At 38.9% G+C, this 15,072-nt stretch carries 15 protein-coding genes; all 15 read right to left on the bottom strand.

What is annotated here, in order from left to right:
• Positions 1-459: 459 nt before the first annotated feature.
• The 15 genes from WC026_RS16430 to WC026_RS16360 all read right to left on the bottom strand — a co-directional run bounded on the left by WC026_RS16430 (position 460) and on the right by WC026_RS16360 (position 14,846).
• Positions 460-981 carry an NUDIX hydrolase gene (locus WC026_RS16430; RefSeq protein ID WP_372712087.1) on the bottom strand — a complete coding sequence of 174 codons (522 nt, stop codon included), beginning with the start codon at positions 979-981 and terminating at the stop codon, positions 460-462.
• Positions 982-1,011: 30 nt separating this feature from the next.
• Positions 1,012-1,599: a C39 family peptidase gene (locus WC026_RS16425; protein WP_372712086.1), complete on the bottom strand. Its 588-nt coding sequence runs from the start codon at positions 1,597-1,599 to the stop codon at positions 1,012-1,014.
• Positions 1,596-2,816 carry a cysteine desulfurase family protein gene (locus WC026_RS16420; RefSeq protein WP_372712085.1) on the bottom strand — a complete coding sequence of 407 codons (1,221 nt, stop codon included), beginning with the start codon at positions 2,814-2,816 and terminating at the stop codon, positions 1,596-1,598. The genes WC026_RS16425 and WC026_RS16420 overlap by 4 nt, the downstream gene beginning before the upstream one ends.
• Before the next feature lie 15 nt (positions 2,817-2,831).
• Complete coding sequence (locus tag WC026_RS16415) at positions 2,832-3,644, bottom strand: hypothetical protein (RefSeq protein WP_372712084.1); 813 nt, start codon at positions 3,642-3,644, stop codon at positions 2,832-2,834.
• Positions 3,645-3,691: 47 nt separating this feature from the next.
• Complete coding sequence (lysS, locus tag WC026_RS16410) at positions 3,692-5,167, bottom strand: lysine--tRNA ligase (RefSeq protein WP_372712083.1); 1,476 nt, start codon at positions 5,165-5,167, stop codon at positions 3,692-3,694.
• 43 nt (positions 5,168-5,210) lie between these two features.
• Complete coding sequence (locus WC026_RS16405) at positions 5,211-5,792, bottom strand: phosphoribosyltransferase family protein (protein ID WP_372712082.1); 582 nt, start codon at positions 5,790-5,792, stop codon at positions 5,211-5,213.
• Between the two features lie 9 nt (positions 5,793-5,801).
• A complete protein-coding gene (locus WC026_RS16400; RefSeq protein ID WP_372712081.1) occupies positions 5,802-7,043 on the bottom strand; it encodes a hypothetical protein in 1,242 nt (413 codons plus the stop codon).
• 127 nt (positions 7,044-7,170) lie between these two features.
• The gene (locus tag WC026_RS16395) at positions 7,171-7,845 is read right to left on the bottom strand and encodes a class I SAM-dependent methyltransferase (RefSeq protein ID WP_372712080.1); all 675 of its coding nucleotides are present in this window, start codon (positions 7,843-7,845) and stop codon (positions 7,171-7,173) included.
• A 19-nt stretch (positions 7,846-7,864) separates the two neighbouring features.
• The gene (locus WC026_RS16390; protein WP_372712079.1) at positions 7,865-8,869 is read right to left on the bottom strand and encodes a radical SAM protein; all 1,005 of its coding nucleotides are present in this window, start codon (positions 8,867-8,869) and stop codon (positions 7,865-7,867) included.
• Positions 8,870-9,142: 273 nt separating this feature from the next.
• Entirely contained in the window at positions 9,143-10,279 is a 1,137-nt protein-coding gene (locus tag WC026_RS16385) for a glycosyltransferase family 4 protein (RefSeq protein WP_372712078.1), read from the bottom strand.
• Between the two features lie 10 nt (positions 10,280-10,289).
• Entirely contained in the window at positions 10,290-10,811 is a 522-nt protein-coding gene (locus tag WC026_RS16380; protein ID WP_372712077.1) for an AAA family ATPase, read from the bottom strand.
• Between the two features lie 16 nt (positions 10,812-10,827).
• Positions 10,828-11,799, bottom strand: a complete 972-nt coding sequence (locus WC026_RS16375) for a hypothetical protein (protein WP_372712076.1) — start codon at positions 11,797-11,799, stop codon at positions 10,828-10,830.
• 26 nt (positions 11,800-11,825) lie between these two features.
• A complete protein-coding gene (locus WC026_RS16370; RefSeq protein ID WP_372712075.1) occupies positions 11,826-12,986 on the bottom strand; it encodes a radical SAM protein in 1,161 nt (386 codons plus the stop codon).
• An 88-nt stretch (positions 12,987-13,074) separates the two neighbouring features.
• Complete coding sequence (locus WC026_RS16365; RefSeq protein WP_372712074.1) at positions 13,075-14,070, bottom strand: NAD-dependent epimerase/dehydratase family protein; 996 nt, start codon at positions 14,068-14,070, stop codon at positions 13,075-13,077.
• A gap of 251 nt (positions 14,071-14,321) precedes the next feature.
• Positions 14,322-14,846 carry a hypothetical protein gene (locus WC026_RS16360; RefSeq protein ID WP_372712073.1) on the bottom strand — a complete coding sequence of 175 codons (525 nt, stop codon included), beginning with the start codon at positions 14,844-14,846 and terminating at the stop codon, positions 14,322-14,324.
• Positions 14,847-15,072 lie beyond the last annotated feature (226 nt).

The following is a 15,072-nucleotide window of genomic DNA, read 5'->3' as shown; positions in this document are numbered from 1 at the left end:
TCAAAATCTACTTCTTTCTTGTACTCATCCGACTTTTTCCTGAAAAACATACCTGCCTCAATTAAAAATCCCGCTAGAAAAACATAAAACAAGCCAAGTCCATTGATATTTTACCCCAAAATCTACTTTAAGACAACAATAAATGGTATTAACCACGGAGCAAGCTCCGGACACTGAAATGAGTCTGAACTCATTTCATTTCCGCGGCAAGCCGCGGGATATTTACCCTGTGTTACCGTCACTCGCTCGGAATCGAAAGTAAGAACTTTCGCTTCGCTCACTCGCTTGGTAATAAACACGATTATAAAAAGCGTTTTTTTAACTCCACTAACAGATATTCATTCGGCTGCCTCTTCGGTAGTATCTGTCGAGATAACACCCCCATCAGCACTTTCTTCGGTTTCAGCGGATCCCTCATTTGCTTAATCTGCTTAAGAAACATGCTTTCTAATCCCATAATCAAGACTTAAACTGCTTAAACACGCCCATAAGAAAGTCACGCTGATTCTCAAACGCAAGATGAGGTAAGTCGCTAAATGGAAAGAATTCAAATGCTATAGCATCATCATCAGCCCTTATCGCCGACATATCAGAGACCTCGACAAGATACACGAGAACAACAACACTATACGTTTCATCTTTAGATCCACCATTGTGATACACCTCGTTATATGTTCCCAATAGACGCATTACTTCCACATCCACACAAAGCTCTTCCTTCAGTTCTCGCCTCAAGGCATCTTTTGGATCCTCACCATAGTCTAAAAATCCACCCGGGACACCCCAACACTCTTTGTATGGCTCAAACTTTCTTTGTGTCATTAAAAAAGATTTGCCGTCAGACCCAAGAATGAAACCATTCACAGCAGGCTTGGGATTGTTGTAGAAGGTAAAATCACAATAATTACATTTGTATGCGTTCTTTTTCGTTGTTCCTCCATCATCGTATTCATTTCCACAGTGCGGACAGTTATTATACATATCTTTTTCTTATTGAATCAGAAACTCTAATCAATGAGTTGGAAGTACGACAAGCGCTCTCTTATTGAATATTGATTGCCATTCTTCGAGCGACACCGTCACAAGAGAATTAGTGACCGAGTTATTTGGATCCAAATAGAGGACCTTTTTTATCTTCCCGGCATCGATAGAAACTCCTACCAGAACAACGAGATGCCCGCCTTGACTACCAACAACAGAAGCGATTACCGGTATGCCATCAGTCAAATAATGAAAAAGTCTCTTACAAGAAACCTGTCTATGCATCTCGGAACGAAAACCGTACTCAAGCAAAGCTTCGTTAACTCTCGTTAAAACAAGTCCCCTCTCAATGCTAAAGGCCTTCCATCGCATAAGATTCGATGAAAGATCCGCCAACGATGGAACTGTTCTGCTATAAAAACTCATCACCATTTGTATGGAAAGCACACCACAGGCGCTTTGGATAAGATCCTTTTCTATACCAACGAAAGTCTCTATCGCTTGAAGTTTTGAAAAAAATGTTATATTTCGGCTCAGATCAATTGTGACTCGCCTAGGGAGAATAATGAAAAGATCTCTAAAAAAACTTAACAATGAATAAAGTGGTCGACGTCTCATACATTTTTCCTCAACAAATGGACAGCTTCAACGATAGAATCAGCGACAGCAATCATCTCTTCTTCTGTATTAAATCGACCGATGCCAAAACGAATGGATGATCCCGCATCCTGGTCACTCAAACCTATGGCGCAAAGAACATACGACGGCTGTACTGAATTACTAGAACACGCCGATCCCGTAGACACGGCAATATGACTGATACGAGGGAGCAGCCTGCTCAGGTCTATTCCGGAAAAAGTAATATTAAGATTGTTTGGCAACCTTTTTAATGTTTTCGAAAGCTGCTCCACATCAGCATGTTCTAAAAAGAATTCTTCACCAGGTGTTATATCTGGTCCATTTAAAACAATATTGTTTAATTGGGAAGATAGTCTAGAATACAAAACATAACGAAGCTTGAGGTATTTTCTTATGTCTTCTTTGAAGTTTTCAGCACCCAACCTAACACATTCCGACATTCCGACAATTCCTGGAACATTTAAAGTGCCGGAGCGAAGATTGTATTCCTGACCTCCTCCATCCAATAAAGGAGTCATTGTTTTTTTCAATTCCTGTTTTATATAAAGAAAACCCACTCCTTTCGGTCCATAGAGCTTATGCGCTGAAAATGAAGCAAGGTCTATTGGTAAATTTTTAAGATTTATATGAATTTTCCCAAGTGCCTGCGCGATATCTGTATGAAAAATTATATTTTTTGATCTGCAGATAGAACCAATCTCCATAATATCATTAATAGTTCCAATTTCATTATTTGCAAACATCAAAGAAACTAAAACCGTGTTAGGCTTTATTTCCTTTTTCAATAATTGAAGATTAATGGCACCACAAGAATCAACCGGCAAAAATGTTATCTCGACGCCCTCCGCTTGAATTCTTTTAATTGCATTCAAAACGCACTTATGTTCAGTAACTGAACTAATGATATGCAGCGGTTGATTTCCATGCTTCCTCTTCAGTCCTTCAATAATGCCGCGAATCGCAAAATTATTAGCTTCTGTAGCTCCGCTCGTAAAAACAATCTCGTCCTTTTCCGATCCGATTACCTTGGAAATAACAGCTCTCGCCTTGTCAATGGCATTCAATGCTTCAATTCCAAACAAATGTATACTTGATGGATTTCCATAACTTACATCAAAAAAAGGCAACATCTTACTCATAACTCTCGGATCTATCGGTGTTGTTGCATGGTTATCAAGATAAATGCGCTTTAGCATAGAATAGATCCCAAATTATATACTGAAATAATCAACTGTATATACCTCCCCCTCCTCATCCGCAAAACAAATATTCACGATCTCATAAGAACGCGCGACTCCCTCTAGTGATAAAAATTGGGTCGCCAGTTCTGCTCCTCTGTTGACTTTTCCACGCTCATGAATAGAAGAAAAATCTATCAGGATCTGAGGCCAGTTATATGGATAACGCTTACTTATCTTTTTATGCAAATCAAAATAATGCTGCCCCATAACCAAAGGACAGCGGGAACTCCAGACCCAATCCTTAATGTCAGCTAAAAAAACCTTCTCTCCATCTTTAGAACAAAAAAAGAATTTTTGTTGCCGCCCGTCTTCTTCTAGTTTAAAAATGGACCCAAAAGCAGGTCCTTTTCTTTTAATAATATTTTTCAACTTTACAATTCCACGGTTCTTGGCTGCCCTCTCACTACTAATAACAAATTGTTTAGGCTTATAGATTGATGAATCTTTCAAGATTGAAATCAATTCGTTCGGAAGAGAGTCACCCACATTTGTATTATTTTCACCTACCGAGCAAACATCAATACCACAACTCAGCCCAAGGTCATCAACCAGCAACGCCAAAACAACCCTCACCTTCTTACCATGTTCGACAATAATATTATTTGCCAAATCGAGAGCTCCTTTGAGCGTATTGACTGCCTGCCAATCCGGACCACAACTAGAACTAAAATGTCCGGCCTCGAGAATAACAATCGTTGGATCCGACGAATAAGATATTCTTTCTCCGATATAAAGAAAAATTTCTTCCAAAGAATTCCCTATCTTTACCCTTTGTAATTTCATAAAATCAAATCAGTCTTAGCGCGCATCCCCAAAAACGCCCACAACTCTCATTCTTCCGGTTTCAACAATGGGAAAAGCACGACATCCTTGAGATTCGATTGGCTCGTCAATAGAGCTACCATCCTATCTATTCCCATCCCCCACCCGGAAATAGGAGGCATCCCATATTCCATGGCCTCTACGTATTCAAAATCTTTCATCATCGCCTCTTCGTCTCCAGTCTCCCTAAACTTCGTTTGTTCTTCAAACCGTTTCTTTTGCTCTACAGGGTCAATAAGCTCACTATATGCATTAACAACTTCCCATCCATTTACGACTAACTGAAATCTGTCTGTTACAAGTGGATTTGCATCATTTTTTCTCGCTAACGGAGAAATATCTATAGGATGATTAATCAAGAAAACAGGATCAACAAGCTTTTCTCGGGATACAACCTTATAAAGAGCATCTATTAAGTTTCCTCTTCCTAATTTCTCTATTTTATCTATTCTTATATCTTTTCTTTTAATTTCTTTCTTCAGGCTCTCAACAGTGGGATGCTCATTAATATCAATGCCACAATCATTGATCAATAGCGTCCTGAAATCTACTCTCTTCCAAGGAGCCTTGAAGTCGACTTCAATCACCTCTCCATTCCTATTGGGAATTTTTATCTTTAAAGATTTTTTTAACTTTCTTATAATTACGGAGAACATTTCTTCGGTAAATTTCATATTGTCTTCAAAATTCCAGTAAGCACAATAGTGTTCCACCATTGTAAAGTCTTGTAAATGACTTGGGTCAATTCCTTCGTTCCTGAATGACCTCGCAATCTCAAAAACCCTCTCATAACCGCCGATTATTGCCTGCTTAAGAAATATTTCTGGAGCAATCCTTAAATATACGTCGGTTCCAAGCGCGTTATGATGTGTCTTAAATGGTTTTGCTAATGCACCTGATGGTGTATTGCATAAAATAGGCGTTTCTATCTCAGAAAATCTATTATCAAAATAATACTCCCTCAAACTTCTAATAAAATCACTACGGAAAGCAAAGCGCTCTCGCGTCTCTTCACTCATAATAAGATCAAGATATCTCTTCCGATATTTCAATTCAACATTTTTCAAACCATGCCATTTGTCAGGCAACGGCCTCAATGCCTTACTAAGAAATGTGTAGCTTTTAGCTAACACCGACAGCTCTTCCGTCTTAGTTATGTATACTTCTCCCTCAACACCGATAAAATCTCCTGCGTCCACGATTTTTGAGAAAAGATCATACTGTTTTTCTCCTAGCTCATCCGATTTGAGAACAATCTGAATCCTCCCGTAATAATCTTGAATATGCAAAAAAGTAAGCTTCCCCATTTTCCGAAAAAGCATAATACGCCCAGCCACTCTGACATGGCTTCCAACTTTCTTGTTTTTTACATCTGCAATAGAATGAGTCTTCTCAAATCTATCCGCATACGGCACTAATCCCTCTTTGTTTATCAAAAGTAATTTTTTTAGTCTATCCCCTCTTTCATCATTCTTCTCTTGCATATGTTTCAAGTAAATATTCTAACCCAATTTGCTTATTTTTTCTCTAAGTGCCTATCCCCAAAACAGAAATGACCTTCGATCTCCCGCCTCTGCATGCAACACCAAGAATGTTTTTTACACTAAATCCTGTTTCTTTTAAAATTCTTTCTCGACCACCATAATCCACCTTGTCAACGACTGTAATAATATCACATATTTCTACACCAGCATACTTCAATAGGCTAATCATAGCTATTATAGTTCCTCCCGAATCTATAAGGTCTTCCACTATAAGTACTTTATCCCCCTTCTTTGCGCCATTCAAATACATCTTTCCTGACGTATATGCATTTCTAAAGTCTACTCCGATATGCCCGTCTAGCCCGCACGGGTTCCACTTTACCATTGCCAATGACTTTTTATGACGAAATGCCATCAGCGCAGCGATATAGCCACCTCTATCCTCCTCACCAACTATTTTATCAATCTTCGATAAATCCGTAATTCGAGATAATTCTAAAATCGTATCTTCCATCAAGGCGTATGATGTTTCCGGATAATGATCCAGTAAAGGATTCAAAATATATTCTCTACCATTAATCCGCCTCAGTGGTTGGTTATGAAATGCCTTTATCAGTTCTTTCATCTCGATTGGTTACAGCAAATTAGCGACTAGATTTCTCGCTATCCGGTCAGCTCCCTCAAAATCTGGGATCAATTTCATTATAGCCTCCGTTTGTCTCTTTAAAACTCCATCCCTATCAGATAGTAGACGAAATATATTATCTATTTTTTGTCTATAGTTCTCTCGACAATAGGTATTGTTCAAATATTCCTTTGTATAAATGTCGATGAGATTCATTGAATCATCAATAGGCCTGATATAATCTAACGACGAAGACGAAAGAGTAAACAATGTGTTTGGAAAAATATCTTCTCTGTCAACGAGACCATCAGTAATTATAAGATATTCGTAGACATGCCCATTGTGATTTTCTGGTAAAAATGCAACCGGAACACGGTATGCAAGTGCCTCATAAATGGTGGTAAAACCGCAAGGAACAAATACAACTACCGCTCTATTCAGAACTCTCAAAAAATCAGGATGTGACAAAGAAACAAATTCAACACCAACCTTGTTCGGCTTATTTACCTTTTTTATAACTTCCGGATGACCAGTAATCACAAATCTTTTCGCTGAGAAAAAATCCAATGACCTTTCCTCAAGAACTAAATCGACAATCATATTTGCGTACCGAACGGCTGATTCAATGCTGTTCACTGGGGAAATGCCTCCACTCAAAGAAATGACCACGGTATCGCGGTCAATAATATTTTCCCTATAAGATAAATCAATGACGGATCCAATATTTTTAGACTTTTTTTCTGTTACTGGAACCGTCTGTGGGTTTCCCTGAGAAAAAACTAATTGTGAAATTTGGTGAGCTACTAATTGCCTAGTGTCCGGTTCAAATGCATCAAGACACTTAAAGCTATCAGCTAATTTTTTCTTCTCAATGTTACCAATAAAATCTTCTGCAATACTTTTATCCTCCCAGTTCCAAAACCAACTCATACTATCGATGTAGTACAATGGGAGATTTCTATTTTTAGCCCATACAGCCAGATACGGATCCATAACTGACACTACCGCCGAAAAATTCCCTTCTTGTAAGTTTAAATAATCATATGCTGATGATACCTCTATTAGATCATCAAAGTGCCCGGAGTTTTTACATAAATCCAAAGATGTTGAACTACCAACAAAACAGGTCCTCAGGCCTAACTTCTGAAACGAGTGTGCTACAGCAGACGCTTTTCCTGCTGGCCCAAATGCCCATGATTGAGCGCCAATAAGCACAAATTTCTTCCCTTCTTTTATACTGCTCATAGGCATGCTATAAGTATCTATATCAGAAATATCTTAACATAATCAAGAAAAAGTGTCAATGTGTCTGCGATATTTAAGGCATAAAAAACCACCGATGATATTACTATCGATGGTAATCGACACATAGAATTTACTACCTCTTTCGTGCCAAAAAAGACCAGAAAATCTGCGGCTTATACGCCCACGGCCGTGGAAGAGGAATATTCTTAAACCTATACAAATGCTCCACCGAAAAAAATGGTGAAAAGGTGGAAAGAATATCATCCGAAGACAACCGTATCGGCCCGTCATTGGTGGGAGATGGGAGCATCAAATCAGAAAATGCCCTGATAAACAACAGTCCATTCTGGCTGAGACAGCCATACGCCCGTTTTGCATATTCCTCTCTCTCGGCAATCGGGATGTGATGGAAGCATCCTTGATCAAAAACTAGATCAAAACCACTTCCAATCTCGCTACGATTGCTAAGGAAGTCAGTGCATCTGAAATCAACTGATGCCCCGACTATCCCGGCATATTCTTCAGCACTCCGAATAGTCTCAGGAATAAAATCGATTCCAGTCACTCTCATTCCATGCTTGGCGAGGAAACAAGCTTCAACCCCTATCCCACACCCGATATCAAGCACCTTCATGTCTTCTTTCAGTGTTTGGTTTATCAGAAGATCCTGCAATTCCTTTCCTACGGCAGTAGTTACCCAGGGAGTTGAACCAAGATCAACTCCTTGTCTCCACTTCGCCTCAAAAAATTTCCTTGTCTCCTGTCGGTCTACTTGCCAAACCCCATCATTATCTGTCACGATCGCCATTTCTTTTCTCCTTCACTTTTTAACACAATGGGATAACCGTATAAAGGTTAATAGGGCACCTTTTACAACAGCTGAATAGCTTTTCTCTAAACGATTCAAATAATCTGCCATTCCATACATCTCCCAATGAACAATTTTTTACGTTTCCCATTATGGGAGCATGAACATATTCAACCATATTGCATGGATGGACATCGCCATTCGCAAGGATAATAGAAAACCACTGCGGTCTGTCACATTTTTTTTCTTCATCCGGTCGATAAATACTAGATGCCCATTGTTTTGTCGATAAGCTATCAGAAAATAACCGACAGATGTCTTCCATTGCCTTATTTTTTTCTTGTGCCCCCAGCGGCAAAGTAGAAATAACTGCCAGACAATCAGGGATAACATCCCTCCTGAAGGAATCAATGTCTTCTGACAACAATTGCAATTTACCAGAAAAGTCTCCTTCCAAGTAACTTATAGCTATTTCTTTTGCGCCAAGCTGATAGCTTAGTTTGATTAGCTTAGGAATTTCCTTGAAGTTTAACCTACAGATTAAGGCTTGCGTCTTCACAGAAAAATTCTCATAATCAGTCCCCAGCGACGAAAACAAGCGAACTGCATTTGTAGCTCTATCCCAAAGTCCTTTTTGATGACGCATCGCGTCATGTAATTGAGGTGTAGATCCATAGAGAGATACATAGGCACTGTTTAAGCCAGCATCAAGCAACGATTTGGCATTCCCTGACTTAATAAGCGTTCCGTTCGTATTGATATTTACATGCCAATGAAACGATTTCCCAAGCTCAACCAAGCCAGGAAGTTGCCTATACAGCGTCGGCTCACCCCCACTTATATCCAGTCGTTGAACGCCTAACCGAGCAGCATTTTCAAGTACGCGCGCCCATTCGTCAAAAGTCAACGTTTGCTCGTGCTGAAGAGATTTATGGAGGCTTCTCCGGCTCTCACAGCTTGAACAATTTGCAGTACACTTTAACGTTGGTTTTATTACAAGCCGTGTCAATCTAAATTTATCCACAATGTTCTCCTACAAATTGTTAAAGAATTTAACAAAATACTACTGAAAATCATGCTTTTTGTCAAGACAAAACGATTGTGACAAGCGTTTTTATCTCATTGAGAGAATAATTCTATTCAAACGCCTCTTCAGTATCAGCCAAAGAAGCGTCTTTTACTTCGGACGAACCCTCATCATCAACACTCACTTCGACTTCAGTGGATTCCTCCAGTTCCCCTTCCTCACTCTCTCCATCTATTTCTTCTTCCCCTACTGGATGTTCTTCCGTATATTTTACTTAGTAATTAAACACAAATTTATTTCTTCAAGATATTTAAGGGAAATCCCCTCCCAAGAAAAATTTTCTTCAGTGAATTTACCAGCTTGTTTCCCAAAGTTTTCCAGATAAACCATGTCTTTCTCAAAGAGTCTATTGAGTGTATTCACCCAAACATCCGTGTTTTCCGACTCTAACAAAAAACCATTCTTACCATCTTTTACAGCGTCGGCCAAACCTTGTATACTTGAGGCCAAAACCACCCTCTCGCAAATAGCTGCCTCAATCACATTGATACCAAATCCCTCTACAGATCCCGGATAATGAATATTAGGAGAAACAACCAGATCAACAGTATTTAATAAAGTTTCAATACTCTCCCTAGAAATCGAGGGCAAGAGCTTCACGCGATCCTCCAAATGATTGTCCCAAATGTACTGTTCGCAATCCGGAAAATTATCTGGATCTCCTGCCGTATTTTTTCCTACCCGATAACCAGCAGCAATCATGACCACATCCTTTCCTAATCTTGGCATAACATTTCCGATAAACCAAGCTGTTCCTTTATGCGGAACAAACCGCGCTAATCGGAGAATTACTTTTTTATCAGTAATGTCAGAACCAAATAATTCAGAAAGCTCATCTCGGGTATGTAATTTCCGCAACTCAACCAAAGAAACCCCATTTGGAATAAACACGCAATGACTCCTAGGTATTCCGATCTTTTCTGCCACTTCAATGGTAAAATTTCCAACCATAAAAAGCTTATCCAAGAATTTTAGCGAAGGAATGTTTATTGCTTTGTAGATTTTTGGCAAAATTCCATTTTTGTAAGAAAAGGTAATGTCCAAACCATGCACCACAGAAAAAAACTTTTTCCGAGGATACAAAAATTTTAAAATTGCAGCGACTGGAGCAAGCACTCCATTACCAACCAAGCAAACATCATACCTCATCATAAAAAAAATACTTTTCAGAAGAGTAATGGGTAAAAAAACTGGAAGCCAGACCTTTCCCTTACCATTAGCGATAATTTTTACATCAGTAAGCTTTTGAAGACCTTGTGCCAAATTATAATTTTGACTTTCTACACCACCCAAAACTGGCGGATAAGAGTGCGAAATAAAAAGAATGCGCGGATTGCCCATAGTCATGTGAAGAAAATTATTCTACCTGTAAAATCACCTTCCTTACAAGTTCCGATGTTGGCTCGTCCGTTTTTATCATAATCTGTTCTCCTGGAATTGAAGCATAATCATACTCGTTCTCGGAAAAATGGTCCTCCATGCGCATCTCATCAAAGTGGGCATGGTTTCTGGAACGATTACTAAATCTTTTTTTTCTCTCCTCAGCATCTAAGAAACAAATAATACTATAAAGGTCGATATCATATTTTTCCTTCCATTCTTCAAAAATTTTATAATCTCCAGGAAAGGCAAAAGGCGCTTCTATAATTATATCAATACCGTTCGCAATTTGCTGTTCGGCAAGATATAACATTATATCAACAGACGGTTTTCCTATTCTTTTACTTTCTTCAAGAGTGGATAAATTTAATCCCTCAAAAAGCTTTTCTTTAATTGAGTCTTTATGTAAACATACAATACCTGTTTTTTTTGAAAGCTCGCTTGCAAATGTAGTTTTTCCAGATCCCGGCAAACCGCAAACTATAATTAACTTTTTCATGTTTTTTCTAAAAGATTTATATCCAGCTTTTCTCCTGTAAGGCATTTATTACGGCATCAGTTTGAATTTTTTTTCTAACGTCATCATCAGATAAGACCCCATCCATATCAAAAATAGTTCCCACTTTTTTTTCTTTCGAAAACACCCCCTTGGTTTCTAGGGCTGATGTTAATTCTGAAATGTTACTTATGATACAGATTGATTTTAACATTTCTTCATCACTACCGCCTAATTCATTTTTAAACTGTCCTTGATTTACCAAAACAGGAAAAATTTCCATACCCAGACCCCCTTGATTCATCAAGCCGATAGCTTGACTTAAGTTTTTCATTCGGTCCTCTATAATTATTATTTTTTCAATTCCTCTTTCTCTAAATTTTTCTATTAAGCCAGGAATAAATTTCATCTTTCCTTCTGTAGCCAGAATTGAAAGAACGTCTTTATGATCCACTTCTCGCTTTTTGGCTATCTCTCGACGCATTTTATTAAAAAATTTAGCCATCCCTATTTTTAAAATCTGCTCATAAGAACCGGGCAATTGATATTCTAGCACGCCGAAGACGTCTCCGTCCGTCCAAATAATTGTTGTTTCGCTTTTTTCCATAACAGCATAGAGCTGTTTCTTGGCTTCTTCTGGAAAACACTTACTAAAATCAACGTCTTTTATCATGGCGTGCCTCACGGTTGCGATAAACTCTTCCTTGGTTGGAATTTTTTCAGACTTAGAACTTAAAGTCTTCTTTAAAGAATCCAGCCTGTCTGGATATTTTTCATTAGGCTTTATCAAGCTATCAATGGTCTCTGGCTGATACAAGGCTGCATACAAGTTTTCAGCTGCTTGATAAACATTAGTAGAACCAAATCGTTCCGCGGTAGCAGCTCGACAAATAAGTATTTTTTCAGCAACAAGATTATGATCCGGATGTCTTGGATACTCTTTTGCGCTGACCGCTTCATTTTTCACACTGGGTTGATATTTTTCGCTCATAAAATTCAAAAATCAACAATTAATTCTCAAAAGAAATTATCTTTCGGAATATCAATTTTCAACGGTTTATCAATATTTTCTTTTACAACCTCATTCTGGCTCCAATTTCTACAAAAAATTTTATTGCAACACTCAGTACTTGCTGTATAAAATTTATTAAGCTTTTCTACTGGGGAATTAGGTAATTCAGAAATATGTCCAAGCGAAAACTCCTTGAGACGATGTTCTGCCAAGGTAAGGCAAGGATAAATAAATCCATTAGGATCTATTAATTGATATGCGAGACAGACATAGCATCTATTTTTCTCGTTCTTCTTAAGAGGAAAATCACGTACTCTTGTAATGTTAATTAGCTCATCCAAGTACCCATTCGACAATTGATTAAAAATTGAAAAATTGCTTTGTGTTTCCAAAAAAACCTTAAAACTTTCATCCTTAGAAAATTCGTTCTCAAATTCCGATAAAGTACTTCTTATTTGATCATAATCAGGTAGGAGTTCAACATTCTCTTTGTGAAGCTCTGGCGTCAGCTGTGTAGGCCGAGCCATTATAAATGCAGGCTTGAATTGAATATGCACCCTCCCAAAATTTTTTTTATCATCTTTAAAACGAAAATACATTCTTTTTGAAAATGAAAGAATATCGGACATGTTCTTCCTATAAAAAAGAAAGTGTATCCCAACATTAGGAATATTAGATTCGCGCAGGTACCACTGAATATTATTTATAACAACATCCAAAAACTGAGGAATTCGTCCTGAATACATACCGTTTTCAACAGAATATACGGATACTCTAATCCAGGAAATGTGTTTTACCCACTCTCCTTTGGGAATAACGGTTCCATTGGTTATTAGACCCAATTTAACTCGCGGAATCTCTGCAAGTTTTAATACTGCATCATTAAAACGTGAGTAAATTGTCGGCTCTCCTCCGCCAGCAAGTGTTATAGCACTCGGTCTAATATTTTTGACTATGCGGTCCAGCCAATCGAAAGAAAATGTGTGGTCGCCAAGATCACGAAAATGACAGTTTGAGCAATTTAAAGTACATTTATCGGTTAATTGTAACTCTATATGTCCAGCTCGACATAAACGCTCTTCTTTTACGACAGAAGCATCTAATAAGGCAGCCTTCTCCTTAATCATGCCGATATGGTTCAATATTCGATTTTTATTCGTTGCCACATTTGTAACGTATCCCATATGCAGGTATTTACCTTATGACCAACAACATGTTTATCCTATTCATCAACAGGGTTCACATCGAAAATAACTAGGAATGACTTTTTTGTAATTGATTGTTTATCCACGAATAAGTCGTCGAAATTCCTTCTGCTAGCGTCATTTTACAATCCCATCCCAATTTCTCTTTGATTAGCGTATTATCTGAGTTTCTACCACGAACACCCTCTGGACCATTGATATGCTTAATCTGAATCATTTTCCCTGCTACCGATGCTACCAGACCGACTAATTGATCAATTGTAACCATCTCTTCGGAACCAATGTTTACTGGGCCGGGAAAATCAGACTCCATTAAACGGCGTACAGCCTCAATGCACTCATCTATATATAGAAATGAACGGGTTTGTTTGCCATCTCCCCATATCTCTATCGTTCCACCATTTTCAGCTTCAGCAACTTTTCTGCAAATAGCAGCGGGCGACTTTTCTCTACCACCATTCCAGGCTCCTTCTGGCCCGAAAATGTTATGAAATCTTGCGACACGTACTGGGATTCCATAATTTTCGTTATAAGCAAAGTAAAGGCGCTCACTAAAAAGTTTTTCCCAACCATACTCAGAGTCCGGATTAGCAGGATAAGCAGACGCTTCGGAACAATTTGGATTACCTGGATCCTCCTGGTTATGCTTCGCGTAGATACACGCACTGCTACTATAAAATATCTTAGTTATGTTCAGCCCACATTTCTGGTTTAGTTTATGAACTGAATCAAGCAGATTTAGGTTGATAGTCACAGAATTATTCATGATATCCGCATCATGTTCTCCTGCAAAGACATACCCGGCACCTCCCATATCTGCCGCAAACTGGTAGATCTCGTCAAATGGAACGCCATCCCTATGAACAATGTCTCGCATACTATCACGCTCCCTCAAATCACCAACCACAAATTCATCTGCCAAAGAAACGGAGAAATCCGGGTATTTTAGATCAGCGCCTCGAATCCAATACCCTTCTGACTTCAATCTTTTAACCATGTGGCTTCCTATGAAACCACCAGCACCCAATACAAGTACCGTCTTCATGGATGTAATTTATATAAGCAAACAGCATGCGAATGATAACAAACGATTAAGGTGCTGTCCAGAATACAATAAAAAAATAAAGGCTAAGAAAAGCCTTTATTTAATAACCTTTTTTGCATGTATTGAGATCGACCATGTGATCATCAATTTATATAAAATCGAACAGTGGTTTCATATATTCATCAAGCTTGATATGTTGCTGATCAAAAAACGTGAGAAAAATCGTTTTTTATCTTATCGATAGAATAGTCCTATTCAATCACCTCTTCAGTATCTGTTGAAATAACGTCTGTCTCTTCGGATGCATCTCCTTCAGCAGCATCGGCTTCAGCGGATCCTTCCAGATCAGACTCCTCGCTCTCTTCATCAATCACCTCTTCTTCTATCGGATGTTCTTCCGTATATACGACTGGGTCACTGCATTCTATGTCTTCTTCCATCTCAGGGTCGCAGAGACTAATCTCACAATCAGCTTCTCCGACCGGGCATACCAGCGCCTCACAGTCTTCATCATTCGGATCGCAGAGTGGGATATTCTTCGCATTGCGATGGATGACCTTATAATACGAAGTGTCTTCCTCCGGATCACCGGTACATTCTTCTCCTGCTTCCGGGTCACAGACATATACGAAGCACGATTCCGAATACGGATCGCAGGGAGCCTCCGCCTCGATGATGTAATCCCGGACCACGACATACCGATAATACGTCGCGAATACCGATCCGACAATGAGGGTAAAAAATACCACGAAAAATATTTTTGATTTGTTGTCCATACTAAATAATTATACCACAAGTATTTCCGTATAGAAAAACAAGTCTCTCAATGGGAGAGACTTGTTTTTTTCTCTGCTCGACAGACTGTCCTAACGGAACAGTTTCATGAGGCCGCCGAGAAGACTGAACTGATTGTCTTCCGCGGAAACGTAGGCCTGAAGCTTGCTCACCTGCGTACGGAGCGAAGTCGCCTGATCGAGGAGAATCTGCTTCACCTGCGGATCG

The sequence above is a fragment of the Hyphomicrobium sp. genome, from assembly GCF_041674905.1.
Lineage (GTDB): Bacteria > Pseudomonadota > Alphaproteobacteria > Rhizobiales > Hyphomicrobiaceae > Hyphomicrobium_B.
This window is presented reverse-complemented; position numbering and strand designations above follow the sequence as displayed.

Bases quoted from the DNA above. Each gene is read 5' to 3' on its own strand.
- WC026_RS16425 (WP_372712086.1), bottom strand. From the start codon at position 1,599: ATGAGACGTCGACCACTTTATTCATTGTTAAGTTTTTTTAGAGATCTT.
- lysS (WP_372712083.1), bottom strand. From the start codon at position 5,167: ATGCAAGAGAAGAATGATGAAAGAGGGGATAGACTAAAAAAATTACTT.
- WC026_RS16365 (WP_372712074.1), bottom strand. From the start codon at position 14,070: ATGAAGACGGTACTTGTATTGGGTGCTGGTGGTTTCATAGGAAGCCAC.
- WC026_RS16415 (WP_372712084.1), bottom strand. From the start codon at position 3,644: ATGAAATTACAAAGGGTAAAGATAGGGAATTCTTTGGAAGAAATTTTT.
- WC026_RS16400 (WP_372712081.1), bottom strand. From the start codon at position 7,043: ATGCCTATGAGCAGTATAAAAGAAGGGAAGAAATTTGTGCTTATTGGC.
- WC026_RS16430 (WP_372712087.1), bottom strand. From the start codon at position 981: ATGTATAATAACTGTCCGCACTGTGGAAATGAATACGATGATGGAGGA.
- WC026_RS16405 (WP_372712082.1), bottom strand. From the start codon at position 5,792: ATGAAAGAACTGATAAAGGCATTTCATAACCAACCACTGAGGCGGATT.
- WC026_RS16385 (WP_372712078.1), bottom strand. From the start codon at position 10,279: ATGACTATGGGCAATCCGCGCATTCTTTTTATTTCGCACTCTTATCCG.
- WC026_RS16360 (WP_372712073.1), bottom strand. From the start codon at position 14,846: ATGGACAACAAATCAAAAATATTTTTCGTGGTATTTTTTACCCTCATT.
- WC026_RS16395 (WP_372712080.1), bottom strand. From the start codon at position 7,845: ATGGCGATCGTGACAGATAATGATGGGGTTTGGCAAGTAGACCGACAG.
- WC026_RS16375 (WP_372712076.1), bottom strand. From the start codon at position 11,799: ATGAGCGAAAAATATCAACCCAGTGTGAAAAATGAAGCGGTCAGCGCA.
- WC026_RS16420 (WP_372712085.1), bottom strand. From the start codon at position 2,816: ATGCTAAAGCGCATTTATCTTGATAACCATGCAACAACACCGATAGAT.
- WC026_RS16380 (WP_372712077.1), bottom strand. From the start codon at position 10,811: ATGAAAAAGTTAATTATAGTTTGCGGTTTGCCGGGATCTGGAAAAACT.